The organism is Mariluticola halotolerans (genome assembly GCF_021611515.1).
GTDB classification, from domain to species: Bacteria; Pseudomonadota; Alphaproteobacteria; order Rhizobiales; family Devosiaceae; genus Mariluticola; species Mariluticola halotolerans.
The window spans coordinates 3,054,068-3,080,205 of the sequence record NZ_CP090960.1 but is presented as its reverse complement, the minus strand read 5'-3'; the positions used below and the strand labels follow the sequence as shown (position 1 = coordinate 3,080,205).

Genomic DNA, 26,138 nt, shown 5'->3' with positions numbered 1-26,138 from the left:
CAAACGCCCGATAACAGAGTTTTAAATTTCAACATAACTTCTCCTCCTTTGATAAAGCGGCACTCCCCAGAGCCGCGTGACAACTAAAATTGAACCCGGATCATCGAATACGAATAAGCAGGAACCGTGAGGCTGAGCTTGTTATTGTCGAGCGTCGCTCCGGTCTTTGTTTCGGGCTTCACATTCTCGGGGTTCTTTTCAGTATTCGTCGCCTCCAGGTCGTCGTGCTTGATAAGGGTATGCTCGACAGACTTTGCCGCACCAAATCCTTCGAGCGACAGGTTGATATCCATCGGCTCCTCGCCATGCCGGTTCACTGCAAAAAATGTCATCACGCCAGCGTCCGCGTCATGCACGCCAGAGATGTCGAGATAGCTGACATTTGATGCCACATCGGCATTGTAGGACATGCACTCGACATCAAGCTGCAGCGCAGTGCCGCGTCCGTAAAGCGAGGCAAACTGGAACGGATAGTATATTGTCTGCTTCCAGGCAGCGCCGCCCGGCGCCGTCATGATCGGGGCAATCACGTTCACCAGCTGCGCAATGCAGGCGATGCGCACGAGGTCCGAGCGACGGATGAAAGTGTTGAGAATGCACCCGACCTGCAATACGTCCTCAAAGTTGTAAATATCTTCGAGCAGCGCCGGCGCATGGGGCCAACCCCAGTTTTTCATCCGCTCGGCATCATTTTTGCGCTCGTGATACCAGACGTTCCATTCGTCGAATGAAATCTTGACGTCGTTCTTGGCCCGTTTCTTGGATTTCACATAATCGATAACGCCGCCGACCGTTCCGATATAGCGATCAAGTTTTTCAGGCAGCGCGAGATATTCAGTGGTGTTTTTCTCGTAATTCTCGAAATACATGTGCAGGGAAATATAGTCGACCTGCTCATAGGTCTCATCAAGAACTGTCGCCTCCCATTGCGGGAAGGACGGCATTTCTGAATGTGAGGAACCGCAAACCACCAGCTCAAGCTTTTCGTCGAAAGCACGTATCGCCTTCGCCGTTTCATTGGCCAGATGACCATATTCGGCTGCACTCTTGTGCCCCACCTGCCAGGGACCATCCATTTCATTGCCAAGGCACCACAGCCGGACATCCCAGGGGTCGGCGCGGCCATTTTTCTTGCGCAAGTCCGACCAGTAGCTGCCGCCGGGATGGTTGACATACTCGACAAAATTGCGGGCATCATCGAGGCCGCGGGAACCAAGATTTACCGCAAGCATCATTTCCGTATTTGCCAGTTCGGCCCAATCCGCAAATTCGTGAATGCCGACCTGATTGCTTTCTGAGGTGTGCCAGGCAAGATCGAGCCGTGTCGGCCGCTCAGCCTTCGGACCGATCCCGTCCTCCCAGTTATAGGCCGACACGAAATTGCCACCCGGATAGCGGCACACAGGCGTATCAAGGCCGCGCACGAGTTCAAGAACATCGCCACGCATGCCGTTTTCATCTGCTGTTGGGTGGTCGGGTTCGTAAATGCCGGTATAAACCGCGCGGCCAAGGTGCTCGAGAAAGGACCCATAGAGCCGCTTGTCGATATCCGATATAATGTAGCGCGCATGCGCCGTAACGTGAGCTTTCACGTCAAACCTCCCCCTTCATATCGCAAAATCTGGTTCGTACCAGCTTTTCCGTTTAATAAGCTCTAGAGGGGGCCGTTCGTCAAGTCTCTTTTTACGCTTGGGCCTACACAAGGATGCGCAAAACGATATCCTGATCGTAATTGCCGAAGCCACGGCCAAAGATATTTATGCCGCCGGGATGCTCGGCATCTTCCTTCACGCCAATGCGAAGCCGGATAGAACGGTGTTGATCAACAAGCAGGTCATCAAGCGTCACATCGGATATCTTGATGCCGTCGACAAAGCTGCCATCGCCATTGATGCGCCAGTTCTTCAACTTGCCGTATTGGGACCCTTTGAGCTTCCACCAGTCTGGCGTATAAACCCCGCGCTTATCCCCGAAATCTCCCGGTGACGTCCAGGTTCCCACATCCACACCATTCACCTGGATAAAGATGTCAGAGGGCCAGTTTGCATCCGTTCCCGGCACTTCAGAACTCAGCTCCATCGAAAACTCAAGCGCTGTGGGACGCGACCGGTTCAACTTGGTATTGTTGGGAAACTGATATTCGACATAGCCGCGGGTAAACCACAAAAGCCCCGCTTTCATACGTTCTGGCTCGAGAAATGTGTCCGGAACGTCCAACAGACCAATGACGCCCTCCGCTGAACACAACCCGCATGGACCGGTAATTTCGCATCCGGTATAAAGGCCGAGCGGCATAGCCACCTCAATCGCGTTATCATCATCGGCGGCGATTTCATCACGAAAGCCCACGAGGATTTCGGTGAAGGCAGTCCGGCAAACCTTTTGGCTGCCTTTGCGGGCTTTCATCGAGTTGGTCGTAATAAGGCCAACATCCTCAAGGATCTGCAAATTGGACGATACCGTAGACTGCGGAAGCCCGAGTTCGTCTGCAATTTGATTGACGTTACGCTCGTCACCTCCCCGCAGCAGCTTGAGGATAGAGATGCGCACTTCACTTGCCAGCCCCTTGATGATCTCGGGATGCTCGGAAGGATCAACAACCAGTACTTTTGCGCTCATTTTTCAACCATTTTCACAATCAGTAGCGGTATATATCAGCGATTCTGATATGAATAAAGTCTTTGCTACATATGACTGGAAATGGACGCCTCTCTGGCCAAACGCTTAGAAATATAATTGAGCCCCCCCTAACTCTATAGAATCCCGGCTAGTTCAATACCCAACCCCGCGCCCGACCAGTCGCGAGATTGCACCCATCATCCGCATGACGTCCGCCGCTGGATTACTCCTCAACATGTGCACCAATCGGCATTCAAAGAGCGCTCACTACTGAGGACTTGGCGTGCAGCCTGCGGAGGCGTCTACCAAGGCATGATCTGGCTTTTTGGACGATGGCTCACCCCGTTTTCATCCGGGCGCGCCGGGGAAAAATTTGATGCTCAAACACGGCACCCCTCTCCACTTAAGTCAAATAGTTAGCCTATTGACTTAAAAGAATTTCCATTCCTAAATTGCGGCATCTGGAAACATGTTGCCTTGGCTCGGGAGGCAATACATGCGGGAGACTGGTTTTTTTGCCTCATACGACGCTTGAACATTTGCACCCGGATTTTCTGATCATCGGCGGCGGCTCCGCCGGGGCTGTGCTTGCTGCGCGGCTAAGCGAAAACCCGCATTTCAACATCGTATTGATTGAAGCCGGACCAGACCTCACGCTCGAAACCATGCCGGAAGAAGTCCGTTCGACCTATCCCGGCAAATCCTATTTCAATTCCGCGTTCCTCCAACCCAATCTTAAGGCCCGGTTTGGCGACGTGGCATCAAAAGGCAACAGCGCACGGGCGGCGTCACGCTACGAACAGGCCCGGCTTTTGGGTGGTGGCTCATCGATCAACGGCATGTTGGGCAATCGCGGTGCCCCAACAGATTATGACAACTGGGCGGCTGAAGGCGCACAAGGCTGGAACTGGGAAGAAGTCCTGCCATATTTTCGCAAACTGGAGCACGACCTCGATTTTGATGACGAATGGCATGGTAAAGACGGGCCAATTCCTGTCAGGCGCCAGAAAGAACAAAGCATTTCGGGATTTGCCCGCACGGTTATTCAGTCGATCGAAGATGACGGGTTCGAAGCCATAGCCGACCAGAATGGTGCCTGGCGGGATGGTGTGATGCGGCCTGCGTCAACGTCCGGCACCGACGAGGTGCGGGCCTCCACGGCCACCTGCTACCTCACGCCGGCCGTGCGCGCACGCTCAAACCTCACCATTTTGACAGATACGCGCGTTGAAAAGCTTGTCGTTGAGCAAGGTGAAGTCGTCGGAGCCGAATTTGGAGGCAGACAGATAAAGGCCAACCAGACCATTCTGGCATGCGGCGCAATTGGCACCCCGGCTCTTTTGATGCGCAGCGGTATTGGCCCCGCTCAGGTTCTCAAACGCGCCGGGGTCGATGTGGTGGCCAGCCGCGAAGGGGTTGGGGCCAATCTGCGGGAGCATCCGGCTGTCGGCATAAGCTGTTTCGTGCAACCCCACGCGCGCCATCGCCATCTCGATCGCAATCACGTCCACGCGCATTTGCGTTTTTCCTCGAAACTGGAAGACTGCCCGCCCGGCGATATGCGCATGGCGCTGTTGTCGCGCTCGGCCTGGCACGATGTCGGCGAGCAATTGGGCACATTCTACCTATGGGTAGACAAGAGCTACTCTGAGGGCTTTGTGCGAATTACCTCGCGTGAAGCAGACGCCCCGCCTGAAATAGATTTCCGTCTGCTTTCCGATCGCCGCGACCTTGTTCGTCTCAAGGAGGGCTTCAGACGAATGGCCCGGATTGCATTGGACCCAAAGCTCGATTCAGTCCGGCGCGAGGTCTTCCCCACGGCCTATACCGCGCGGGTGCGCGCCGTCTCGCAACCGACCTATTGGAACATGCTGCAAACCAGAATCTTTGCACACATACTCGATTTCGTAAGCTTCGCACGGCCTCACCTCATCAAGAGCCTGATCGCCCCCAAAAAATTACACGATCTTTTAAACGACGATACTGCGTTGGAAGACTATCTCCAAAGCGTTGTCATTGGCGTCTGGCACGCCTGTGGCACATGTCGAATGGGAGATGCCGAAGACCCCATGGCTGTCACCGATTCACACGGCCGGGTCCACGCCGTGCCGGGTCTGCGCATATGTGACGCTTCATTGATGCCCTCAATCCCCTGCGCCAACACAAATGTCCCAACAATCATGATCGCTGAACGCATTGCGGATCTCATCAAAACTGAGCGCAACTCGGCAAGTCAAACAGCAAAAGCAAGCGCATCCTGATCAAATAAAACAGGTCGACCGATTTCATCCGACTACTTCTTTTGCCAATGCCACCCGCGTTCAACCGTGCACACCCCGCCTGAATTACATAGCCGTATCTCGCCATATTGACTCACAAGCCAAAATCGGTGAATCTTTTAAATCATAAATCTAGTTTTATGAATCATATGACGTCATGAGGTTTATTTTTCTGCGTTCGAGGCTTCAATAAAAACATTACCAACCGCCCGATTATGCAGAATCTTGGAGGAGATAAGCATGAACAAGATTGGACTTTTGGCCGGAATAGGCCTGACAATAATATCCGCCTCGGCATTTGCCGAAGACTACCCCGACACCACCTTGCGCTTTGCCCACTCAGTGGCAAAAACGTCCACAAGTTCAGCAGCCGATGCTTGGGTTGCTGACGAAGTTGAAAAGCGCTCCAATGGCAAGGTCAAATTTCAAATGTTCTGGGCGGGTGCCGCTGGCGCGCCGTCAGAAATATTCGACCTGCTGAGCAACGGTGCCGTTGATGCAGCGGCAATCACCCCGAGCTGGTACGCTGCAAACCTGCCATTGTTCTCCTCACTCAGCTCAATCCCCTTCAGCTTTCCAAATATGAAGTCGGCCCTGAAGGTCGCCGAAACGCTTAACATGGAATCTGAAGCGCTGCAGAAAGAGGCGGAAAATGCCAATATGCACGTCATGCGCTTTGCCGCACTGAACAATTACCACGCGCAATGTACATCGCCCCTGCGCACCCTTGCTGACTTCAAAGGCAAGAAAATCCGTAGTCAGGGCGATTATTTCCCGATCATCTTCGACGCAGTAGGGGCAATTCCAGTCACCGTTCTGCCCGGCGAATTCTATGAATCACTTCAGCGTGGCGTCGTCGACTGCATCGTGCTGCCTTGGGATTTCCTGGCAAGCAACAGGCTCTATGAAGTGGCAAAATTCGCTTCAGACATCGATTTTGGGCCAATCGTTGGACATGCCAGCGTAATGAACCTCGACAAGTGGAACAGCCTGGAGCCTTCAGTCCAGAAACTGATCATGGACGTACAAAAAGAAGCTGAACCCATTGATGTAGAAGCACCGACTGCGTCCGCCGAAGAATCGTTGGAACTCATCCTCTCCAATGGCGTCGAACTGGTCCATTTTGAAGACCAGGCCGCCCTCGAAGCTGCGGTTCCCGATTTGCTGGAAGCATGGGTGTCGAAGATGGCCGAAAAAGGCCAGGGCGACGCCGCCAGAGCCATGGTCGACCGCTGGAAAGAGGTCCGCTAGCACGCCGCATACCAGCATAACTTCAGGGCGGACCCCATCCTTTTTGGGCCCGCTCAATCGACCTAACATTGGCGGGGGACCATGTTCACATCGATATCAATCGCAGGCGCATTCACCATTCTCATGGTAATGTTCATGGCGTTCGGCGTGCCAGTTGCGATGGCGCTTGGTTTGGCCGGTCTTTCGGGGCTTTGGTTGATTGGCGGCCCCCCTTTGGCTTTGGGGCAGCTTTCCACCGTATCGTTCAGTGTCACAGCAAACTATGCCTTTGCCGTGTTGCCAACATTCCTGTTGATGGGAAACCTGGCCACCTCAAGCGGCATGGTCACAGAACTTTATACGGCCGCCGATCGCTGGCTTGGTCACCTCAAGGGCGGTCTTTACCTTGCCACCATCAGTGGTGCCGCCGGCTTTGCCGCAATCTCAGGCTCGCCACTTGTCAACGCTACCGTGTTCACCCGGCTCGCATTGCCCGAAATGCTGCGGCTGGGATATTCAAAATCCATATCGGGCGCCAGCATTGCCTCCGCGGGAACCCTCGCGGCGCTCATCCCACCCAGCATCGGCATGGTCATTTACGGCATCCTGACGGAGCAATCCATTGGCAAGCTGATGATCGCAGGCATCATTCCCGGAATTATGACAGCTGTTGGATACTGCCTGATGGTCATGGTGATGGTCAGGATCAACCCCAAACTGGCACCCGCCGACCGTCCCAAAGCCAGCCGTAAGGATCGTTGGTCCGCCATCGGCAATACATGGTCAATAATGCTGCTCTTCGTATTCATTATGACCGGCATCTACGGCGGATTTTTCTCGCCCTCTGCTGCAGGCGCCGCCGGCGCATTCGGCGCAATTCTCATCACCTTGTTCCGTCGAAAGCTCACCGCGTCCATGCTGGGCGCTGCCATGATGCGCGCCGCCGAAACAACCGCGATGCTGTTTATCATCGTAATTGGCGGCATGATTTACTCACGCATGCTGGTTCTCTCCGGGTTTGTCGTGGAAATTGTCGACTTCACGGCCGGGTTCAATTTGTCACCCACAATGCTGCTCATAATCATCGGCTTGATGTACGTTATCCTCGGGTGCTTCATGGAAGGGGTGTCACTTCAGCTTGTCACCATCCCCTTCGTCTTTCCAATCATAAGTGCTGCTGGAATCGACCCGATATTTTTCGGAATATTCGTTATCATCATCATCGAGATTGGCGCGATCACACCACCTGTGGGGCTCAACCTTTTTGCAACCGTGGGCGCATCAGAGGGCAAGCTGAAACTCGAGGACATGGTCCGCGGCATCTATCCGTTTGTGTTGCTTAACGTTGCCATGCTGCTGGCCATCGTCATCTTTCCGCAGCTGGTGCTTTGGCTGCCAAACAACATGCAATTCTAGCCCAGAGAGGTAAGTGATGATCGATAAAATCCTCTACCGTCTGAACTTGGCCGGCCTGTTCATAGCCGGGCTTGCCATTCTGGTGATCACCCTTTTGGGCGGTGCAGACATCATCAGTTCCGCAATATTTGGCAGACCCATCCCCGCCGTTTTCGAGGCGACCCAGACACTTATGGTCATCGCGACATTTCTGGGGCTGGGCATGGTGCACCTGCGCGGTTCTCACATCTCCGCCGACATCGGTTATGACGCAATGCCGGAAACGGGCAAACGCATCAGCGAAGCCGTCACCCTGATCATGATGCTGGCTTTTTTCGGCGCGCTTTCTTGGCGGGGTTGGGAAGCAGCAATGAAGTCATGGCATATCGGCGAATATTCTCCCGGCATCATTCAGTTTCCCGTTTATCCGGCGCGTTTTGCCCTGGCGATAGGTTGCAGCCTGGCCCTTCTGTGCTGCGTGTCGGACTTATTGCGCGGCGGAAGATTCAGACGCCACACCATCACCGGGAAAGTCGATGTCGAAGACAAATAGGGGCTTTCGCGGATCAGGTCACACCTGAACCGCGCGCGACAACAGCCGCGAGAACAAGCGAGCCAAACGGCAAACTCCCACCAAGGCTAGGCGGCCTGACAGTCAAAAGGAAATTGAGATGGACGTACTCCTTTATATCGATGGCGCCTGGCGCGCTGGTTCAACCAAGCAGCAATTGCCTTTGATCAATCCGGCAAATGAGGAAACGGCAGGCACAGTTGCCGTGGCCACCAAAGACGATATGGACCAGGCACTCGCCTCGTCCGCCGCAGGGTTCGAGGTCTGGCGGAATGTATCTCCTATCGAGCGTGGCCGCGTGCTGCGGGAGGCGGCCAGACTGCTGCGGGAGAGGGTAACGGAACTGGCACCAGCGCTTACCGAACAGCAAGGCAAAACCCTGGCAGAGGCGCGCTATGAAATCATCGCAAGTGCGGACTCGTTTGAATGGTTTGCTGAAGAAGCACGCCGCGCCTACGGGCGTATTGTGCCTGCACGCACAGGCGGTGTGCATCAACTCGTTTTCCGCGAGCCCGTGGGCCCGGTTGCAGGCTTTGTGCCCTGGAATTTCGGCATGGGTCAGGCTGCACGCAAAGTGGGTGCAGCCCTGGCCGCCGGGTGCTCGATAGTTCTAAAGGGCCCCGAAGAAACGCCAAGCTGCTGTGCCTTTCTGGTAGAGGCGCTGGTTGATGCCGGTCTTCCAAAAGGCGTAATCAACCTGCTCTATGGCTCACCTTCCGAGATCTCTGAATATCTGATCACCCACCCTGTGATTAGAAAAGTATCCTTCACTGGCTCAACGCCGGTCGGCAAGCAGCTCGCGGCACTGGCCGGAGCAAATATGAAACCCATCACCATGGAACTGGGCGGGCATGCGCCGGTAATCATCACCGCCGATGTCGATTTGCCCAAAGTGGCGCAAATGCTTGTCGGCGCAAAATATCGAAATGCCGGACAGGTTTGCACGGCACCAACCCGTTTTCTGATTGAAGAAAGCGCGTTTGCCGGTTTTGTGGATCATTTCGTCGCCGGGGCTGAGGCGCTAAAGGTTGCCAATGGTACCGAAGATGGCGCGGATATGGGGCCTTTGGCCAATGACAGACGACTGGCCGCCATGGAACAATTGACCGCTGACGCTATCGGACGTGGCGCAAGTATCAGGTCGGGCGGATCCCGTTTTGGTAACAAGGGCTATTTTTTCCAACCCACCGTGTTGACCGACGTGCCTTTGGATGCGGATTTGATGAATTCCGAACCATTTGGGCCCATCGCCATGATGGCGCCGTTTTCCAAACTTGACGACGCGTTGAAAGAAGCCAACAGGCTCAACTATGGGCTGGCAGCCTATGCATTCACCAACTCAAACACCGCAGCTATTCGTATCGGCCAGGAAGTCGAGAGCGGCATGGTATCAATCAATAATTTTGGTATCGCTGCGCCCGAAGTCCCATTTGGCGGCATCAAGGACAGCGGCTACGGGTCTGAAGGCGGCACAGAGGCCATCGCCGCCTTCTTGTCCACAAAACTGGTGTCACAGGCGGCCCTGTAAAGGGGCTTCGCGCCCAATATGAGCCCTTATGATTTGGGAAGCAGGTCCGCAAATTGGGGATAGGCCGCATCGAAACGGGTCTGCCAGTCGATCAGAGGCTGGCGGCCCGCTTCCCACTTGCCCGCAAACCTGACGGCCAGATAACCGAGCATGGCCCGCATTGCGAGGTGACCCGCATGGGCCCCGGCAGGCAGATCGGCCAAAAGGTCAATCAGGCGATCGAGCCCGCGTTCCACCTTTTGCCATTGCCAGTCAATCCAGGGGGCATGCTGCAGGTTTTCAGGCCGATACCGAAGCTCCCACATTATTGACTGCAAACAATCGCCAATCCCATCGGCCAAAGCTTCCAGCTGTTCCGCTTGAAGCCGCGCAGATGGTTCTCTTGGAAACAACAGTCCCCCGGTCTCCCGATCCAGCCATTGCACGATGTTTTTGCTGTCCCAGATCTCCAGCCCGTCGCACGTTATCAAAACCGGCACCTTTCCCAAGGGATTGGTAGTCAGAAATTCCGGCGTGGGTTCAAAAGTATTGGTTTGCACAGCCTCGGCCGCAAAGCCGCAAAGCGCCGCGGCCATGCGTACCTTTGCAGCGTAGGGCGACGCCTTGGAGAAAAGAATTTTGTTCGTCATTGTCAGCCTCCTTTCGGAGCATGCGCTCCACAAAATCTTGCACCCCATTCGTCCAAGATCGAACAGGTTCAGAACCGGGCCGGTGAACTGCCTGAAACAGTGGTATTCCAAATGGACCGTTTGCTGTCCGCAACCGTGCCGCCAGGGCAGCGCCATCTGAAAAACTCTTGCAATTGGGGGTCAGTTCACCGTCATGAACATTGTATAAGCCATTTATCTAGTCTATTGATAGATCAATGTACAAACGGATAATTTCACCATGCATCGGTGAATGCTCTGTGCAATATTATTAGTCGGAGGACAAATGGGACAGTCGGTTTCACAAAAGATAATTGCAAAGGCCGCAGGGCGCGATCATGTGGAGCCGGGCGAGTATGTGGTTGCAACGCCAAACTTCACCGTGTGTCAGGAAATCTCTTGGCCGGCCCGCAAGGCGATTATGGAACGAGCTGGCGTGAGCAAGGTCGCTCACCCCGAAAAGGTTGCGTTTGTCGTCGACCACACCACCTCCGCCGCCATGGGCACGAACTACTATAAAACCCACAAGGAAATGAAGGAATTCGCCCTGGCCAACGGCGCCCATTTCTTCGGCGCCGGCTCTGGTCTGCGGCACCTTGTCATGACGGAGAATGCTTTCGCGCGTCCCGGCGGGCTGATTTTTTCCGATGAGCCCAACATTGCAAGCGTAGGTGTTGTCGGTGCGCTCAACATTGCCATTTCATCGGAAGTGGTCGTCACCCAGTTCAGTGACAACAACTGGATGATGGTGCCCCGCCCCATTCGCATCAAGCTGCACGGAAAGTTTGCCCCCGGCGTAACCGCGCGCGACCTTGCCCAAACGCTCATCCGCGACTTTTCACAAACGGACACGCTCTCCCAGTCCTGTATCGAATATTACGGCCCGGCAATTGCCGATCTCGGCCTGGATGCGCGCCAGACCTTGCTGGCCTGCACATATCACGCCGGTGCCGACACAGCCCTGATGCCTGTGGACGAAAAAGCCCTGGCCTATATCCGCGAACGTGCACCTGATGGCCAGTATGAGGTTTTTGAGGCTGACCCGGATGCTGAATACGCATTTGAGACCAGCTATGATCTGTCCGCGCTCACCCCGATGGTGTCTGCGCCGCCCGAATTGCACAATGTATTGCCGGTCGAAAATTTTGCTGACCAGCGCATCGACCAGGCCGCGCTCGGCACATGTGCCAACGGGCGTCTGGAAGATTTGCGCATTGCAGCAGAGGTACTCAAGGGCAACAAGATTGCGCCGCATGTGACCTTCTACATCACCCCCGGCAGCCGCGAGGTCTACGCTGACGCCGCACGCGAGGGGCTCATGGAGATATTCATGCAGGCCGGCGCGACCATATTGGCACCCGGCTGCTCTACCTGTTGGGGATATGAGGGCTATATGGATGCTGGAGAAGTACAAATCTCAACGCATCAGATGAACTATCACGGCCGGAACGGCAGCCGGGAATCCCGGTCGTTTCTCTCAAGCCCGCACGTAGTCGCAGCATCCGCCATTAAGGGTTACATCGCAGACCCACGCACAATGATCGGCTGAAGCAGGCGTGTCCTAACGCGCGCGGGTCTGGTTCATCTTCTCAATAATCTGGTCGCGGCGCTCCTGAGCGCTGCGGTCAAGATTGTCATAAAGACTGTTTCCATGGGCATCTATGGCGACGGTAAGCGGTCCCAGTTCAGCGACATCCATCGCCACCAGTCGGTAGTGCGACACCAGATCGGTCCAGGCCACTTGTTCAATCTTTTGAATAGCCTTTGAGTGCAAGGGTGCACCACCGCCAAGAAACGACAGATAAACGCCGCCAACTTCCTTCAGTGCTTCCGCGCAGGCCGTGTTAAGCCCCCCTTTTCCGCCAACGCACCGCAAGCGGAAATGCCGGATAATCTTGGGCATCATATGGTTGAAGCGCGTGCTGGTCGTGGGGTTCATGTAGAGCACTTCCATGCCGCCCTCGGCATCCCGGCTATAGCTGCCCAGATGAAAGAATGCCGCTTCCACCAAATCAATCGGTATCTGCTTACCTTCATCGATGAAGTCGAGGATACGTTGATGGGTGGGCATGCCCGCTGTCGCCTTGATGGGGCCAGTCAGCGTAATCATGTCACCGAGCTTTAGGCTCTCGGCGGTTTCCCGGCTCATGGGCAGCTGAATATTGGGAAATGTATCCATGACTATTCCAGCCGCTCCACATGACCGTCACTGTAAATGCGCGCGCGCGTGCGGCGGTTGATCCAGCAATTGAAGGCAACCGCCACCGGCGTGAACCCATGCCCTGCGGCAAAGTCCACGTGCACCCCCAGAACGGTTGTGTCGCCACCTGTGCCCATCGGCCCATAGCCAAGGGCATTCACCGCTTCAAAAAGACGCTTCTCCATTTCGGCCACCTGCGGATCGGGATTGACCGAACCAATCTCGCGTAATGTCTGTTCCTTGGCCATTTTCGTGGAGAAGTCGAATGTGCCCCCTATCCCCACACCCATCACCACTGGCGGACAATGCTGGGCCCCCGCCTTGATGGCGACATCAAGGATATAGGTTTCAATCGTCTCCAGCGTCGGAAACGTAAACAGCTCCATCGCCGCCCATCGTCCCGAACCAAGCGCCTTGGGGGAGCAGACGATTTCGATATAGTCCGCATCCTCGATAAGATCATAGGTAATGATCGGCATATGCCGGCCAGCATAGCTGCGCTCATTAGTCATTGGGTTTGTGACGTGCTTGAGCAGCGGCGGCTGGATGGTTTCAACGAGGTGATCAAACCCCGCTCTGATTGCCGATTTTATGTTCGCATTCCAGTCAGCCTTGGTGCCAATGCGGACGAAATAAACCGGCACCCCGGAATCCGAACAAACGAAAGTGTCACCATCTTCGGCACGCTGGGCACTGGTAAGCATCATGTTGAGCGTGCGTCTTGCCGTCTCCGAGCTTTCCTTTTCGCGGGCATTGGCAAGCGCGCGTTTCGTATCCTCGGGCACCTTGCGCAACGCCCAGGAATAAAGGTCCTCGCTCAGCTTTTGTATATCGGCATCTTTAATTGTCATGATGAAGGCAACTCGGTGAGACTGTCCGGTTGCCCGTTCTCACCATACCCCAATTGAGGGGATGTACCCGCAGGCAACGGCACATGATGCGTATTCAGCATCATGGCAACCATCGTGTAATAGCCAACAATACCCGTGAGCTCGACAACGCCCTGTTCATCCCAGCGGCGTTTTATTGCCAGATAGGTTTTGTCAGAGACCGTTCCCGACATCTGCAACTCCTGGGTGAAGTCGTAAACCTCACGCATGGTTTCGTCGGTGAATTCCGGGCGCACACCGTCTCTGAGAGCATCGAGAATATCGGCAGATATCCCTGCCTTTTCTGCGATACCGCGATGAATGCAAAATTCAACTTCACTATTCCACCGGCGTGCACTCGCAATAATGGCAAGTTCGCTCAGCTTTTCCGGAAATACCGTGTGATAGCGGACAAATTCACCCAGCTTTTGCCAACGGTCAGCCATTTCAGGGCTGTGAATCGCAGCACGGATTGGACCAACCACAGCGCCTCGCGGCCCTGCAATCATATCCTCATATACGCGTCGCTGAGCATCAGTAAGCTCATCAGGCCCGGGCAGGCTGATACGCACACCGCGATGCGCGCCATTGGTTTTGTGCATGGCGTCGCCGGTCATTGGCTTTCTCCTTCATCCCAGCCAATTTCCGCAAGAATCTGTTTTGTGTGCTCACCAAGCAAGGGCGGCGGGCGATCAAAATCCAGAGGGGCATTGGCAAAATTCATTGGGCTGACGACTTGCGGCAGCTCGTCGACCAGGGGGTGCTTGAGTGTGCGCAGCATTTTCCGGTGCTTAACCTGTTCGTCTTCAAACACACGTGGAATGGTATTGATCGGGCCGCAAGGTACATTGGCCGCGCCCAGATCCTTGGTCCATTGATCCAGTGTCCGTGCCAGGAAGATTTCCGAAATCATCGGATGCAAGACATCCAGATTGCGCACCCGCGCCACATTGGTGGCAAAGTTTGGGTCGTCAGCCAGCTCAGGCTTACCGATCACACCGGCGAAACGTCGAAACTGGTCGTCATTGCCAACGGCCAGCACGATATGCCCATCCGCTACCGCAAACACATCCTGGGGTTGAATGTTCGGGTGCTTGTTGCCCTTGCGCGTCGGCGTCGCACCTGAGACGAGGAAGTTCATCGCCTGATTGGCAAGCATGGAAACCGACACATCCAGCATGCCAACGTCCACGCGCTCCCCTTCTCCCGTTTCGTTTCTGCGGGCCAGAGCTGCCAGAACGCCGATTGTGGAATACATGCCCGTCATGATGTCGACGATCGGCACGCCCACCTTTTGAGGCCCGCCACCGGCGACACCATCTCGCTCGCCAGTCACGCTCATCAAGCCGCCCATTGCCTGAATCATGAAATCATAGGCGACCTGGTCCTTACGTGGACCATCAAGGCCAAAGCCCGTGATGGAACAGTAGATTATGCCGGGGTTAATGGCCTTCAAGTCATCATAGCCAAGGCCATAACGGTCGAGCGTCCCTACCTTGAAATTCTCCAGCACGATATCCGAACGCTTGGCGAGCGCACGAACAAGCTTCTGGTCGCTTTCCTTTGAGAAATCGACTTCTATGGAGCGCTTACCCCGGTTGACCGAGAGATAATATCCCGACTCCGCGGTATCTTCCCCGTCACTGGTTTTGAGATAGGGCGGCCCCCAACCGCGCGTATCATCGCCAACGCCCTTGCGTTCAACCTTGATGACGTCGGCGCCAAGATCAGCAAAGATTTGCCCGGCCCAGGGACCGGCCATGATGCGGCTCAGATCCAGCACCTTGATATGGGAAAGTGGACCGCTCATGCTTGGCTGCTCATAAAATCTATTACCGGTTTGTTCGGATCGAATGTGGCGCTGACAGCCCCCGGAGACACATCATCCTTCGGCACCGTCGCATTGACGCTAGGCCTTGCAAGCACTTTGGCATGCCATTTGGCCAGGTTGGGAAACGCTTGCCGCCAGTGATTTTCCAGGTACCGGAAATCAAGTTGCCCGAGCGCGCAAATGATGGCGACATGCCCCAACCCAAACGCCGCGGAATCGAGCTGGTCAGCTTCGGCATTCAGACGCGCCATGGCCGCCCGGACCTTGCTCTCAAAGGCTTTGGGAAGAATTTCGGAAATGCCATTCGGCCGCGTCAATTCGGATCGCCACAAAAGCAGGACGTCGGTCAATCCATCGCCAAGAGCTTGCCACCGCAACTGGGCAAACCGCGCATCTCCGGCTTCTGGCAGCAGACGTGGACCACCCCCGGTTGCATCGAGATACTCACATATCACCCTGGAATCGAACAGCGACCGTCCGTCATCAAGAACGAGCGTTGGAATCTTGTTCAACGGATTGTCGCTCAGAAGGTCCTGATTGGGCATCGCCGCGAAAGCGACTACCGAGCGAACGCACTCCACCTCATCAAGCATTCCCTTTTCGCGCAATACAATCATCACCTTTCTGACAAAGGGAGATCGAGGCGACCAATGCAGCTTCATGGTCCGTGGCTCCTACGGGTAAGCGTTATCTCAAACGCACTCAAAATCAGCCGTAAAACTAACGGCCCGTCACCATAAAGTCAATCTTACGGACATTTGACTTTTATCGGACATACGAACGCTACGTCTCCGACACATTTTGCTATGCGCGAGGTATAGAGCTTAGGAAATCCAAGAGAATTTCATTGAAGGCGAGCGGCTGCTCATAGCAGGGCACATGCCCTGCATCAGCAATCACCTCAAACCTGGCGCCATCGATGCCATCACACAGCACCTTCATGGAAACAGGCATATTGCCATCATTTTCCCCCACCATAATGAGGGTAGGCACCGATATCTGCGCCAGCACAGACCGATAGTCATAATTTTGCAACGCACCGACACACGCAGCATAGCCCTCAAGCGGCACACGCTGCGCAACCTCAAGCGCCTTCACATGTTTACCCTCACTGCGAAACTGCGCGCTAAACCAGCGCTCGGCCATATCGGCAGCGATTACCGCCATGCCTTTGTCACGCGCCATATCGATCCGGGACTGCCACAAGTCACGCCCACCAGGCGCTGTTGCAGATTGACCATCACAAAGAACAAGACTGTTCACTCGCTCAGGCGCGTTCCGCAATACATCCAGAACCGTCGGCACGCCCATGGACAGGCCAACAAGGGTAGCCGAGGGTATCGAGAAATGATCCAGCAACGCCAAAAGGTCGCCACCAAGCTGCTCAAACGTGCACGCACCATCAGGAACACTGGTCTCCCCGTGCCCCCTTTGGTCGTAACGCAACACATTGTAGCGCCCGGCCAACGCATCGGCCTGAGCTTCCCAAATACTGAAATCTGTCAGGACAGAATTGGCAAAAACGATCCAGGGCAACCCCACGCCGGCGCGCTGTACAGCGCATTTTATGCGCAGTCCGTCGTGCTCCACCCACTCGATATCATAGGTCATAAAACTTCCCCCATACGTCATTAAGCCTATAATACATATTATTGGCCTTAATGATATATGGTCAAAAGAATTTTGTCCAAAATGTAGAGGACTGACGCCTGCTTAGCGCAGCTTGACGTCGAACCGCACGACTTTGCCGACATATGTACCCTGGGCAATCAGCACGGCAATGCCATTGCTATCAACGGCCCGCCGATAAACGTGAGCCACCGGGGCATTTATCGGCATGGACAACCATTCCGCAGTTTCAACATCTGCCGTGCCAACCGTAAGTGTTTGCTGGGCATCGACAATGTCCACACCCTCAAGATTATGAACCAGGCTCAACGCCGTTTTGGTCTCGATATCTTCCTGACTGATAAGGTCTCTGAGGCGCTCATCGACATAAACATCTGTCAGCAAAAACGGCTCATCGTGCCGCCAGTGCCGACGATGCAAATGACGATAGGATTCAGCATAATTGCCAGACATGTAAGGCACGTCACTCAGGATAACATTGCCCTCATCGGACAACACCTCGATGCGCGCCGCATGGCTGGGACGCAAAAGGCCCGACCAGTCTGTGCCCACAGCGCACCACAACTCTTCCTGAGGCCGCCGGCGCACAAAGGTCCCCTTGGCGCGGAACCTTTCGATCAGCTTTTCTTCCTCAAGCAAATCCAGTGCCTGCCGGATCGTCGCGCGCGCCACGCCACATTCAGCCGAAAGTTCTTCCACCGTAGGGATTTGCGCACCAACAACCCATTGCCCGCTGTCAATTCGCTGGCGAAACAAAGTCGCGAGTTGAATATAGCGCGAAATCGCACTCCTGCTGAAATCAACTGTCTTTTTTTGTGGTGTTGTCATGCGTCCCGTACCTTCTGCGTACCTTGCACTTACTATTTGTTTTCCCTGCGTGCACTCCCCACTGGGGGATTTAACCCAACCTATCTTACAAACACTAACATTAAACCCAAGATGACAGGCTAAATCATTTACCCTGGAATACCGGCGCACGCTTTTCCACGACCGCCCGGGTCGCTTCCCGCGCATCTTCGGTATGCATTAGCTGGGTGCTGTATGACTGTTCGCGTTCATACCCCTCTTCCACTTGCATGAACTCAACCTCGTTGAGCGCCTTCTTGCCAACACGCAGGCCAAGCGGCGCCTTTTTTGCGATCTTTTCCGCAAGCGTCATGGAGGCAGCCATCAACTCGGATGCCGGCACCACCTTTTGCACAAACCCCACCCGGTAGGCTTCATTGGCGTCAATTGGCTCACCGGTAAAAAACATCTGTCGCAGCAGTCCCTGCGGCAAGTGACGTCCCATATGGGCCGTCGCCCCGCACCGCCCCACATTGATTTCCGGCAACCCGAATGTAGCGTGATCGGCCGCAATCCGGATGTCGCACACAGAGGACAACACGCAGCCCGCCCCCAATGCCGGCCCGTTGACCGCAGCAATGGTGGGGATCACAGCATGACGCACCGCACTGAAAGTCCGCCGCACAATTTTGGCACGATGCGGATCTTCCTCGACAGTCGCCGCAAGAAACTCTTTCAGATCGAGCCCCGCGCAGAATGCGCGATTTCCCGCACCAGTCAAAATAGCGACATTGATATCGCTCCAGTCCGCCATTTCTTCAAAAAGATCGCCAATGTCTTCGTACAATTGCAAGGTCAGCGCATTCACCGGCAAACGATCCAAAGTTATGCGGGCAATGCCGTCAGATTTTTCTACCAAAAGACTCATTTATTTCCTCACACAGGCAAAATTCAGGTGGCATCGGGAATTGACTCGCGCCATAACTTCATTAAGCTAGGTTTATGATCTATTGTAAACCCTAAATGGCCAAAACCAACGCGTTGGCTTGGGAAAAATGAGAGTAAAGAATGCCTGATTCCACGGTGTCCACAGTTTTTGAAGACCTGCCAAACGGCGGCACGGCCGCGATCGTAACGATCGACAACCCTCCGGTGAATGCAGGCTCGGCGAAAGTCAGGCAGGATCTGCTGGATGCATTTGAGGCGCTGTCAAAAGCCACAGACCTGAAGGGTGTGGTATTGACGGGTGCAAACGGCAATTTTGTTGCCGGCTCCGACATCAAGGAATTTGGCAGCGAACCCGTCGCCCCCCATTTGCCCGAGGTCATCGCGGCAATCGAGGCATTCGACAAACCTGTGATCGCAGCAATCGATGGCGCGGCCCTTGGCGGTGGTTATGAACTGGCGCTTGGCTGTGATGGCCGGATCGCTTCGCCGCAATCAATGGTTGGTCTGCCCGAGGTGACACTTGGCCTCATTCCCGGCGCCGGCGGCACATTCCGCCTCCCGCGTCTTGTTGGCGTTGCCAAGGCAATAGAACTCATCACCGGCGGTATACGTGTCAAATCCGCCGAAGCCCTTGATCTTGGGATGGTCGACGCAATTTCAAACCAGAACCCTGTCGCAGATGCCTTGCAATACATTGCTGATGGCGCAGAAAAAAACCTGCTCCGTCAACGCACATTGCCACAACCCGACGAAGAGGGTGTCGCGGCGGCAGAAAAGGCAGCGCTGAAGGCGGCGCGTGGCGCAATTGCGGTGATGGCAGCCATTGATGCCATAAAATCTGCCGATGCAGCCGCCGACATCGCCCTGACCGCCGAGCGCAATACCTCTTTGCATCTCAGGCGCCAGCCACAAGCGCAGGCATTACAGCACTTGTTCTTTGCCGAGCGCGCCGCAGCCAAGCCACCAGCCGGGTCGCAGGCCAAAAAAATCCAGAAGGTCGGCATCGTTGGCGGCGGCCGCATGGGCACAGGCATAGCACTGGCATTTGCTGGTCACGGGTTCACCACTGTGCTTGTTGAACCCATTGCCGAAGTCGTCGAAAGCGCGAAAGCTGCGATATCCAGCCAAGCCAGCTACATGCTCAAGCGCGGGCGAATTACCGCCACTGAGCAGTTGACCGGCAACATCAGTTTCGGTGCAATCCCGGACCTCGCAAACTGCGACCTGATCATTGAAGCGATTACCGAAGACATGACCGCAAAAAAGGCCTTGTTTGCCGAAATTGACCGGGTGGTTTCCAAAGACGCAATTCTTGCAAGCAACACCTCATATCTCGACCTCAATGAAATGGGGGGCGCGGTCAGCGATCCATCGCGATTTGCTGGATTGCACTTCTTCAATCCCGCCAACATCATGAAACTGGTGGAAGTCATACGGGCCGACAAAACCGCCCCTGACGTCATCGCAACACTTTTGCGCCTGTGCCGGAAGCTGGGCAAGGTGCCTGTTATCGCGAGGGTAGGCGATGGCTTCATTGGCAACCGCATATTTGCCGCCTATCGTGCACAATGTGAATTCCTCCTCGAGGAAGGCTGCCTGCCCCACGACGTGGACGAGGCAATGCGCGCCTTTGGCATGGCAATGGGTCCCTTCGAGGTATTTGATCTGGCGGGGCTCGACATTGCCTGGGCAAATCGCCAGCGTCTGGCAGCAACCCGCCCGGATAACGCCCGCTACGTATCGATACCCGATCAGCTTTGTGAGCAAGGCCGGTTTGGCCGCAAGACCGGAAAAGGCTGGTATGACTATCAGTCAGGTAAGGCACAGCCAGACCCGGAAGTTCATGAACTTGTCTTGGCGGCATCCCATGAAAAAGGTATTGAACGCCGCGCGTTTACACACGAAGAAATTCAGCGCCGCTTGCTGAGCGCAATTATCAACGAAGCTTGCCATGTGCTGGACGAACGTGTCGCTGAACGACCTGCTGACGTCGACCTCACACTCGTTTATGGTTACGGTTTCCCTTCGTTAAAAGGCGGCCCGCTGCATTGGGCTGCACACCAGCCGCAAGACGATATCAGCGCCGGAATTGATGAACTCATTGCAGCGAGCGGCCCGACAGCGAAGGCGGCTCCCAATATTTCAGCAGTCCTGGATGCATCAAAAAGACCGTAAAACCCTCGGGAAACACCCGCTTTCACCCAACAACCTGCGGGGTATGACTTTACAAAGGCCATTAAGCTAGCTTATAAACATTATAAGTTTCGCAAGCTCATCTCTTTGCAGTTTTTGCGAGATAACTTCTAGGGAGGAATACATGAAAATAACTGCAGCTCTAAGCCTTGCTACCGCACTGACGCTTGCCGTAGCTCCTGCTATCGCGCAAGAGTTTCCCAGCAAGCCGATCACACTGATTAATCCATATTCTGCTGGTGGCCCTGCTGATTTGATCAGCCGCACGCTTGCCGAAGGCATGAGCAGCCTGCTTGGCCAGCCAGTTGTAGTGGAAAACCGCACAGGTGCCGCCACCGCGATCGCCGCGACCGCTGTCGCTGAATCGCCAGCGGACGGATACACTTTGCTCATCGCGGGTTCCCCCACGCACATCGTGGTCCCCGCGCTGCAAAGTGTGAACTACGACGGCATCAAGGATTTCACGCCTGTTGCAACAGTCGCGCTGGTTCCCAACGTTCTCGCTGTGAACAAGGATTCTGGCATCACCTCAGTTGAGCAATTGGTTGCAAAAGCTAAAGAGGGTGATGACGTGGTCAGCTTTGCCTCTGTTGGCAATGGCAGCCTTCCGCATCTCTCCAGCGTGTTCTTCCAGCTCGAAACCGGCACGAAAATGGTGCACATTCCCTATAAAGGCGCCGCACCGGCTGTCGCTGACATGCTCGGCGGCAATGTTGACATGGGCTTCTTGAACGCCCCGCCCCTCATGCCGCATTTTGAATCCGGCGATTTGATTGCCCTGGGTGTGGCTGCTGGTAAACGCTCCGCAAAACTGCCAGACGTTCCCACCATGGAAGAGCTTGGTTTCAACGGTTTTGAAATGAGCACCTGGTACGGCATTTCAGCACCCGCCGGCACACCTGACGACGTAGTCGCCAAACTCAGCGACGTTATTGGCGAAGCGCTGGCAATGCCAGAAATCGCAGAACGCCTTGCGGAACGCGGTGTCGAGGTAAACTACATGACCAACACCGGTTTTGGTGAGCTGCTGGCAACCGATTCCGAGCGCATGCTTGGTCTGATTGACAGTGCTGGTCTCGAAAAGCAGTAAAAACTGATCCAAAACAACGGGGTCGCCATGTCCACGGCGGCCCCGAACTTGTACGCTATAGATCCAAACACACACTGCCTGGCGGGAACGAAATGACCAAGATACAAGGTCGGGTCTGGAAATTTGGCGATAATATCAGCGCCGATGACGGAATTATCCAATACTCTCAAGTGCCCAACCTGGGCACCTTCGATATACCGGCACTCAAGGCGATGTGCTTCGCAACGATAATGCCGGATTTCCCGCAAAAAGTGCAGCCCGGCGACATCATCGTTGCAGGCCGCAATTTTGGCCATCACAGCCATCCCCATGCCTGCGTCGCAATGAAGGAATCGGGCATTGCCGCCGTTCTGGTGGAGAGCTGTGACTCAGCGTTTGTGCGCAAGGCGCTCAATGTGGGCCTGCCCATTATTCCCTGCCCCGGCATTTCTGACTTTGTCGAAGAAGGCGATGAAATACGCACGGACCTGGCAACAGGAATAGTGGCAAAGGCCGGCGCAGAAAACACGCTGCAATACAGACCTTTTGCCGCCCAGATGATTGAGGTTTGGCAGGCAGGAAATCTTGCAGATGCCCTGAGGCAACGACTATCACAGGCAGACATTGCATGACCCAGAGCGTCGAAAAACAACGAAAATTCAATATCTGGGAAAGCGCGACCGCAGCCGTTCTGGCGCTGATTGGCGCTTACATGATCTGGCAGGGCTTTGGATACGGTTTCGGCACATTGCGCCAGATGGGCGCGGGATTTTTTCCCGTGACAGTCGGCGCGGCGCTGGTCGTGTTCGCCATTGGCATTATCTTTGAGACGCGCTCGAGCGAAACCGCCAACCCAAACCTGCCATGGAAACCGGTAATCGCTATCGCCATTGGCCTTGGAGCGTTCGCAACGCTCATTGATCCGCTTGGGGCAATCCCGGCGACATTTTTGCTTATTTTCATCGCCATGACTGGTGATTCAACCGTGAGTTGGAAAGCACGGTTCCTGACCGCGGCCAGCATTGCCGCGTTGGGATATTTGTTTTTCGGGATTGTCTTCAGACTCTCCATTTCTGCGTTCTGGTGGTGACAATGGACATTTTTGCCGATATCGCGCTTGGCTTTCAACGGGCAGTTTCTCCCGATGCGCTCTTGTTCTGTTTTCTGGGTGTAACGATTGGCACCTTTGTTGGGGTATTGCCGGGCGTGGGTGCGCTCGCAGCGGTCGCGTTGTGCCTGCCGTTTACCTATTATCTTGATCCCACAGTCGCGCTGATCATGCTCGCAGGCATATTTTATGGCGCGCAGTATGGCGGCTCAATCGCCTCGATCCTGCTGAACGTGCCAGGCACGGTCACAGCGGCGGTAACCGCCCTTGACGGCAATCCCATGACAAAACAGGGCCGCGCCGGTGTCGCCTTGTTCACCGCCATGATGTCCTCGTTCATCGGTGGCTCCATCGCTATCGTGCTGATGATGATGTTCACGCCGATGCTGGCGCAGTTTGCTCTGCGTTTTTCGTCGGCTGAATATTTCATGATCATGTTGTTGGGCCTTATCGCCGCTTCAACAATTGCGCCCGGATCTCAGCTGAAAAGCCTTGCCATGATGGCCGCCGGTCTGGCGATCGGGCTCATCGGTTCGGATCTGAATACCGGCACGATGCGCTTTACATTCAACCGGATCGAACTGACCGATGGCATCAGCCTGGTATCCGTTGCCATGGGCCTGTTCGGGGTTGCCGAAATTCTCAACAGCATTGGCGGCAAGCGGCCTGAAAAAATCGACGCCAGAAAAATCAACTTCCGCACGATGCTGCCATCGCGGGCAGAGCTCAAGCAAATGGTAAAACCCATTTTGCGCGGCACCTTCATTGGTGCCGGCATTGGTGCCCTGCCCGGCTCCGGCGCTGTGGTTGCAACCTTTATGTCCTATGCCGTTGAAAAGAAGGCAGCCAAGGACCCGTCACGCTTTGGCAAGGGCGCGATTGAAGGCGTGGCCGCGCCGGAAGCGGCAAACAACGCATCGGTCCAAACCGCATTTATCCCAACCCTCAGCCTTGGCATTCCCGGCGACGCGCTGATGGCCTTCATGCTGGGTGCCATGCTTATTCACGGCATCGTTCCAGGGCCGCAGTTTATCATCGAACAGCCGGTTATTTTCTGGGGTCTGGTCGCAAGCTTCTGGATCGGCAACATCATGCTTTTGGTGTTGAACCTGCCCCTGATTGGCATTTGGGTGCGTATGCTCTCAATCCCTTATCAGATCCTTTATCCGGCCATGTTGTTCTTCATCGCCATCGGTGTCTATTCTGTCCACTATCAGGTCTTTGACATCTACATGGTCATGCTTTTCGGCGTGATCGGCTTCTTCATGAACAAGTTCGGGTATCCGGCAGCACCGTTATTGCTCGGTTTCATCCTCGGCCCGTTGATGGAAGAACACTTCAAGCGTGCATTGCTCATGTCGCGCGGACAGTTCGATATTTTCTGGGAACGCCCGATCAGCGCGGTGTTCCTGGCTATCGCGGCATGTCTGCTGGCCTATAGCGTCTTCACCATGCTGCGGCCGCGCAAAAAGCCGACAAACTCATCTGAGGTATAAAATGTCAAAGCGGCACCAGTTGCTGGTCGTTGCACCAATTCCGCCTGAATTGCGTGCCCGGCTTTCACACGACTATGACCTTGTCGACAAACGTCCGGAAGCGGGCGCGGTTTTGCCCGGCTTTTCCGTGGCCGTCACAACAAGCATCATGGGCTTGAATTCGGCCGAGATGGCCGCCCTGCCCGATCTTGAACTGCTGGCCTGCAATGGCGCTGGCGTCGACAAGATCGACCTGGCTGAAGCGGAACGGCGCGGCATAACCCTTCAGCACACCCCTGATGCCGTAACCGATGACACAGCGGATACCGCAATCTCCTTGATGTACGCCACCCTGCGCCGGGTCGCAGAAGCAGACCGCTTTGTGCGGGCCGGCAAGTGGAAATCGGAACGCATGACGCCTTCAAGGCGGGTATTCAATGCCAAACTCGGCATTGCCGGGCTTGGCAAGATCGGCAAAACCATTGCCCGGCGTGCATCAGCGCTTGGCATGGACGTAAGCTATTACGGCCCGCGGAAAAAAGACGACGTCGACTATCGCTATTACGCTGATCTGGCACAAATGGCTGAAGCCGTTGACGTGCTCACGCTCGCCTGCCCCGCCTCCCCCTCAACCGAGGGACTGGTGAATGCTGAGGTCCTGCGCGCGCTCGGCCCGAATGGCTATCTTGTCAACATATCGCGCGGCACGGTTGTCGACGAAGAAGCGCTGCTCGACGCCCTTGAAGCGCAAACCATAGCCGGCGCGGGACTGGATGTATTTCTGGGCGAGCCCGATATCAATCCACGCTTTTTCGCGCTCGAGAATGTCGTTCTTCAGCCCCATTACGCAGCCGTGACGACACAAACCAGAAATGACATGGCTCACCTTCTCGAGCAGACCATTTCGGCCTTTTACAAAAACCAGGGCAGCTAAAAATCGCGCCCGCGTGTCCAACCTGACAGGAAATTTTTATGTACTACGAACCTGAAAATGGCCACGGCCTTCCCCACGATCCCTTCAGAGCAATCGTCGCCCCGCGCCCGATCGGCTGGATTTCAACAGTCGACAAAGAGGGCAACATCAATCTTGCGCCATACAGCTTTTTCAACGCTGTCTGCGGCAAGCCGCCAATGGTTTGCTTTGCCACCGAAGGCATGAAACACAGCGCCGTCAACGCAATCGCCACCGGTGAGTTTGTCGTGAACCTGGCCACCCGCCCCATGGCGGACAAAATCAACAAGACCTCGACAGTGGTCGACGCAGACGTGAACGAGTTCGAATTCGCCGAAATCGAAGCTGCCCCCAGCAAGCGCGTCGCCGCCCCACGCGTCAAGGATGCCCCCGCCGCGCTGGAGTGCAAAGTGCTGCAATCGGTGCCACTCACCGGCCTCGACGGAGCCCCCACGGACCGCGCAATGATCATCGGTCAGGTTGTCGGCGTCTATATCAATGAAGATTACCTGACGGACGGCCTGTTTGACATCGTCAAAGCCCGCACCATCGCCAGACTGGGCTATCGCGATTACTCCGAGGTCACCGAAGTGTTCAGCATCGTCCCCCCGGCCTTCGTCTTCAATCACTAGCCGAAAGCACCACCGCAATCGCCCATCCCAACAAACCGTCGCCAGAACGGGTGAGGGTTGGCTTTGCGTACGGACGTCACGCATAGCCAACATCAACACCACCCGCTCGTCGCATTGTCGTAGGCCCGACACCTCCCCGGTGCCGTTCCGGTCAACATTGGGACAAAGGGGCACACG

At 55.3% G+C, this 26,138-nt stretch carries 24 protein-coding genes; 13 read left to right on the top strand and 11 right to left on the bottom strand.

The features are described from left to right. Nucleotides 1-83 precede the first annotated feature (83 nt). Both arfA and L1P08_RS14715 read right to left on the bottom strand, forming a co-directional pair. A complete protein-coding gene (arfA, locus tag L1P08_RS14720) occupies nt 84-1,592 on the bottom strand; it encodes an arabinosylfuranosidase ArfA (protein WP_303617743.1) in 1,509 nt (502 codons plus the stop codon). A 103-nt stretch (nt 1,593-1,695) separates the two neighbouring features. Continuing rightward, nucleotides 1,696-2,619, bottom strand: coding sequence for an ArsR/SmtB family transcription factor (locus tag L1P08_RS14715; RefSeq protein ID WP_303617742.1), 924 nt, complete (start codon nt 2,617-2,619; stop codon nt 1,696-1,698). 515 nt (nt 2,620-3,134) lie between these two features. On the opposite strand from L1P08_RS14715, the gene L1P08_RS14710 reads away from it, so the two are divergent. From L1P08_RS14710 to L1P08_RS14690, 5 genes are all read left to right on the top strand, one after another. Further along, nucleotides 3,135-4,880, top strand: coding sequence for a GMC family oxidoreductase (locus L1P08_RS14710; protein WP_303617741.1), 1,746 nt, complete (start codon nt 3,135-3,137; stop codon nt 4,878-4,880). A gap of 258 nt (nt 4,881-5,138) precedes the next feature. Further along, complete coding sequence (gene dctP, locus L1P08_RS14705; protein WP_303617740.1) at nt 5,139-6,149, top strand: TRAP transporter substrate-binding protein DctP; 1,011 nt, start codon at nt 5,139-5,141, stop codon at nt 6,147-6,149. Between the two features lie 81 nt (nt 6,150-6,230). Then, nucleotides 6,231-7,544: a TRAP transporter large permease gene (locus L1P08_RS14700; RefSeq protein ID WP_303617739.1), complete on the top strand. Its 1,314-nt coding sequence runs from the start codon at nt 6,231-6,233 to the stop codon at nt 7,542-7,544. Between the two features lie 16 nt (nt 7,545-7,560). Next, nucleotides 7,561-8,076: a TRAP transporter small permease subunit gene (locus L1P08_RS14695; RefSeq protein ID WP_303617738.1), complete on the top strand. Its 516-nt coding sequence runs from the start codon at nt 7,561-7,563 to the stop codon at nt 8,074-8,076. A gap of 118 nt (nt 8,077-8,194) precedes the next feature. After that, nucleotides 8,195-9,622, top strand: a complete 1,428-nt coding sequence (locus L1P08_RS14690; RefSeq protein WP_303617737.1) for an NAD-dependent succinate-semialdehyde dehydrogenase — start codon at nt 8,195-8,197, stop codon at nt 9,620-9,622. Between the two features lie 26 nt (nt 9,623-9,648). Here the strand turns inward: L1P08_RS14690 and L1P08_RS14685 are convergent, their stop codons facing one another. After that, on the bottom strand, nt 9,649-10,251 hold the full coding sequence (locus L1P08_RS14685; protein WP_303617736.1) for a glutathione S-transferase family protein: 603 nt from the start codon (nt 10,249-10,251) through the stop codon (nt 9,649-9,651). A gap of 304 nt (nt 10,252-10,555) precedes the next feature. On the opposite strand from L1P08_RS14685, the gene L1P08_RS14680 reads away from it, so the two are divergent. Then, nucleotides 10,556-11,818, top strand: a complete 1,263-nt coding sequence (locus L1P08_RS14680) for a 3-isopropylmalate dehydratase large subunit (RefSeq protein ID WP_303617735.1) — start codon at nt 10,556-10,558, stop codon at nt 11,816-11,818. A 12-nt stretch (nt 11,819-11,830) separates the two neighbouring features. Here the strand turns inward: L1P08_RS14680 and L1P08_RS14675 are convergent, their stop codons facing one another. From L1P08_RS14675 to L1P08_RS14640, 8 genes are all read right to left on the bottom strand, one after another. Beyond that, nucleotides 11,831-12,448 (bottom strand): fumarate hydratase C-terminal domain-containing protein, encoded by a 618-nt coding sequence (locus tag L1P08_RS14675; protein WP_303617734.1) that lies wholly within the window; start codon nt 12,446-12,448, stop codon nt 11,831-11,833. A 2-nt stretch (nt 12,449-12,450) separates the two neighbouring features. Next, nucleotides 12,451-13,320, bottom strand: coding sequence for a fumarate hydratase (locus L1P08_RS14670; protein WP_303617733.1), 870 nt, complete (start codon nt 13,318-13,320; stop codon nt 12,451-12,453). After that, entirely contained in the window at nt 13,317-13,955 is a 639-nt protein-coding gene (locus tag L1P08_RS14665; RefSeq protein WP_303617732.1) for a carboxymuconolactone decarboxylase family protein, read from the bottom strand. Before L1P08_RS14665 ends, L1P08_RS14670 begins: the two co-directional genes overlap by 4 nt. After that, nucleotides 13,952-15,148: a CaiB/BaiF CoA transferase family protein gene (locus L1P08_RS14660; RefSeq protein ID WP_303617731.1), complete on the bottom strand. Its 1,197-nt coding sequence runs from the start codon at nt 15,146-15,148 to the stop codon at nt 13,952-13,954. The genes L1P08_RS14665 and L1P08_RS14660 overlap by 4 nt, the downstream gene beginning before the upstream one ends. Next, on the bottom strand, nt 15,145-15,831 hold the full coding sequence (locus L1P08_RS14655; RefSeq protein ID WP_303617730.1) for a glutathione S-transferase family protein: 687 nt from the start codon (nt 15,829-15,831) through the stop codon (nt 15,145-15,147). The genes L1P08_RS14660 and L1P08_RS14655 overlap by 4 nt, the downstream gene beginning before the upstream one ends. Nucleotides 15,832-15,973: 142 nt before the next feature. Then, nucleotides 15,974-16,780, bottom strand: a complete 807-nt coding sequence (locus L1P08_RS14650; protein WP_303617729.1) for an alpha/beta fold hydrolase — start codon at nt 16,778-16,780, stop codon at nt 15,974-15,976. A 102-nt stretch (nt 16,781-16,882) separates the two neighbouring features. After that, on the bottom strand, nt 16,883-17,626 hold the full coding sequence (locus tag L1P08_RS14645) for a GntR family transcriptional regulator (RefSeq protein WP_303617728.1): 744 nt from the start codon (nt 17,624-17,626) through the stop codon (nt 16,883-16,885). A 124-nt stretch (nt 17,627-17,750) separates the two neighbouring features. After that, on the bottom strand, nt 17,751-18,512 hold the full coding sequence (locus tag L1P08_RS14640) for an enoyl-CoA hydratase-related protein (protein ID WP_303617727.1): 762 nt from the start codon (nt 18,510-18,512) through the stop codon (nt 17,751-17,753). Between the two features lie 140 nt (nt 18,513-18,652). Between L1P08_RS14640 and L1P08_RS14635 the strand changes: the two genes are divergently transcribed. The 7 genes from L1P08_RS14635 to L1P08_RS14605 all read left to right on the top strand — a co-directional run bounded on the left by L1P08_RS14635 (nt 18,653) and on the right by L1P08_RS14605 (nt 25,961). After that, nucleotides 18,653-20,707 carry a 3-hydroxyacyl-CoA dehydrogenase NAD-binding domain-containing protein gene (locus L1P08_RS14635; RefSeq protein WP_303617726.1) on the top strand — a complete coding sequence of 685 codons (2,055 nt, stop codon included), beginning with the start codon at nt 18,653-18,655 and terminating at the stop codon, nt 20,705-20,707. A 142-nt stretch (nt 20,708-20,849) separates the two neighbouring features. Next, nucleotides 20,850-21,815, top strand: a complete 966-nt coding sequence (locus tag L1P08_RS14630; RefSeq protein ID WP_303617725.1) for a Bug family tripartite tricarboxylate transporter substrate binding protein — start codon at nt 20,850-20,852, stop codon at nt 21,813-21,815. A 92-nt stretch (nt 21,816-21,907) separates the two neighbouring features. Then, nucleotides 21,908-22,426: a LeuD/DmdB family oxidoreductase small subunit gene (locus tag L1P08_RS14625; RefSeq protein ID WP_303617724.1), complete on the top strand. Its 519-nt coding sequence runs from the start codon at nt 21,908-21,910 to the stop codon at nt 22,424-22,426. Next, on the top strand, nt 22,423-22,884 hold the full coding sequence (locus tag L1P08_RS14620) for a tripartite tricarboxylate transporter TctB family protein (protein ID WP_303617723.1): 462 nt from the start codon (nt 22,423-22,425) through the stop codon (nt 22,882-22,884). The genes L1P08_RS14625 and L1P08_RS14620 overlap by 4 nt, the downstream gene beginning before the upstream one ends. A 2-nt stretch (nt 22,885-22,886) precedes the next feature. Further along, complete coding sequence (locus L1P08_RS14615; protein WP_303617722.1) at nt 22,887-24,398, top strand: tripartite tricarboxylate transporter permease; 1,512 nt, start codon at nt 22,887-22,889, stop codon at nt 24,396-24,398. A gap of 1 nt (nt 24,399) precedes the next feature. After that, nucleotides 24,400-25,311, top strand: coding sequence for a 2-hydroxyacid dehydrogenase (locus L1P08_RS14610; protein WP_303617721.1), 912 nt, complete (start codon nt 24,400-24,402; stop codon nt 25,309-25,311). Nucleotides 25,312-25,349: 38 nt separating this feature from the next. Next, nucleotides 25,350-25,961 (top strand): flavin reductase family protein, encoded by a 612-nt coding sequence (locus L1P08_RS14605; RefSeq protein ID WP_303617720.1) that lies wholly within the window; start codon nt 25,350-25,352, stop codon nt 25,959-25,961. The last annotated feature ends 177 nt before the right edge of the window (nt 25,962-26,138 follow it).

Bases quoted from the DNA above. Each gene is read 5' to 3' on its own strand.
- L1P08_RS14715 (WP_303617742.1), bottom strand. From the start codon at position 2,619: ATGAGCGCAAAAGTACTGGTTGTTGATCCTTCCGAGCATCCCGAGATC.
- dctP (WP_303617740.1), top strand. From the start codon at position 5,139: ATGAACAAGATTGGACTTTTGGCCGGAATAGGCCTGACAATAATATCC.
- L1P08_RS14700 (WP_303617739.1), top strand. From the start codon at position 6,231: ATGTTCACATCGATATCAATCGCAGGCGCATTCACCATTCTCATGGTA.
- L1P08_RS14695 (WP_303617738.1), top strand. From the start codon at position 7,561: ATGATCGATAAAATCCTCTACCGTCTGAACTTGGCCGGCCTGTTCATA.
- L1P08_RS14690 (WP_303617737.1), top strand. From the start codon at position 8,195: ATGGACGTACTCCTTTATATCGATGGCGCCTGGCGCGCTGGTTCAACC.
- L1P08_RS14685 (WP_303617736.1), bottom strand. From the start codon at position 10,251: ATGACGAACAAAATTCTTTTCTCCAAGGCGTCGCCCTACGCTGCAAAG.
- L1P08_RS14680 (WP_303617735.1), top strand. From the start codon at position 10,556: ATGGGACAGTCGGTTTCACAAAAGATAATTGCAAAGGCCGCAGGGCGC.
- L1P08_RS14675 (WP_303617734.1), bottom strand. From the start codon at position 12,448: ATGGATACATTTCCCAATATTCAGCTGCCCATGAGCCGGGAAACCGCC.
- L1P08_RS14670 (WP_303617733.1), bottom strand. From the start codon at position 13,320: ATGACAATTAAAGATGCCGATATACAAAAGCTGAGCGAGGACCTTTAT.
- L1P08_RS14665 (WP_303617732.1), bottom strand. From the start codon at position 13,955: ATGACCGGCGACGCCATGCACAAAACCAATGGCGCGCATCGCGGTGTG.
- L1P08_RS14660 (WP_303617731.1), bottom strand. From the start codon at position 15,148: ATGAGCGGTCCACTTTCCCATATCAAGGTGCTGGATCTGAGCCGCATC.
- L1P08_RS14655 (WP_303617730.1), bottom strand. From the start codon at position 15,831: ATGAAGCTGCATTGGTCGCCTCGATCTCCCTTTGTCAGAAAGGTGATG.
- L1P08_RS14650 (WP_303617729.1), bottom strand. From the start codon at position 16,780: ATGACCTATGATATCGAGTGGGTGGAGCACGACGGACTGCGCATAAAA.
- L1P08_RS14645 (WP_303617728.1), bottom strand. From the start codon at position 17,626: ATGACAACACCACAAAAAAAGACAGTTGATTTCAGCAGGAGTGCGATT.
- L1P08_RS14640 (WP_303617727.1), bottom strand. From the start codon at position 18,512: ATGAGTCTTTTGGTAGAAAAATCTGACGGCATTGCCCGCATAACTTTG.
- L1P08_RS14635 (WP_303617726.1), top strand. From the start codon at position 18,653: ATGCCTGATTCCACGGTGTCCACAGTTTTTGAAGACCTGCCAAACGGC.
- L1P08_RS14630 (WP_303617725.1), top strand. From the start codon at position 20,850: ATGAAAATAACTGCAGCTCTAAGCCTTGCTACCGCACTGACGCTTGCC.
- L1P08_RS14625 (WP_303617724.1), top strand. From the start codon at position 21,908: ATGACCAAGATACAAGGTCGGGTCTGGAAATTTGGCGATAATATCAGC.
- L1P08_RS14620 (WP_303617723.1), top strand. From the start codon at position 22,423: ATGACCCAGAGCGTCGAAAAACAACGAAAATTCAATATCTGGGAAAGC.
- L1P08_RS14615 (WP_303617722.1), top strand. From the start codon at position 22,887: ATGGACATTTTTGCCGATATCGCGCTTGGCTTTCAACGGGCAGTTTCT.
- L1P08_RS14610 (WP_303617721.1), top strand. From the start codon at position 24,400: ATGTCAAAGCGGCACCAGTTGCTGGTCGTTGCACCAATTCCGCCTGAA.
- L1P08_RS14605 (WP_303617720.1), top strand. From the start codon at position 25,350: ATGTACTACGAACCTGAAAATGGCCACGGCCTTCCCCACGATCCCTTC.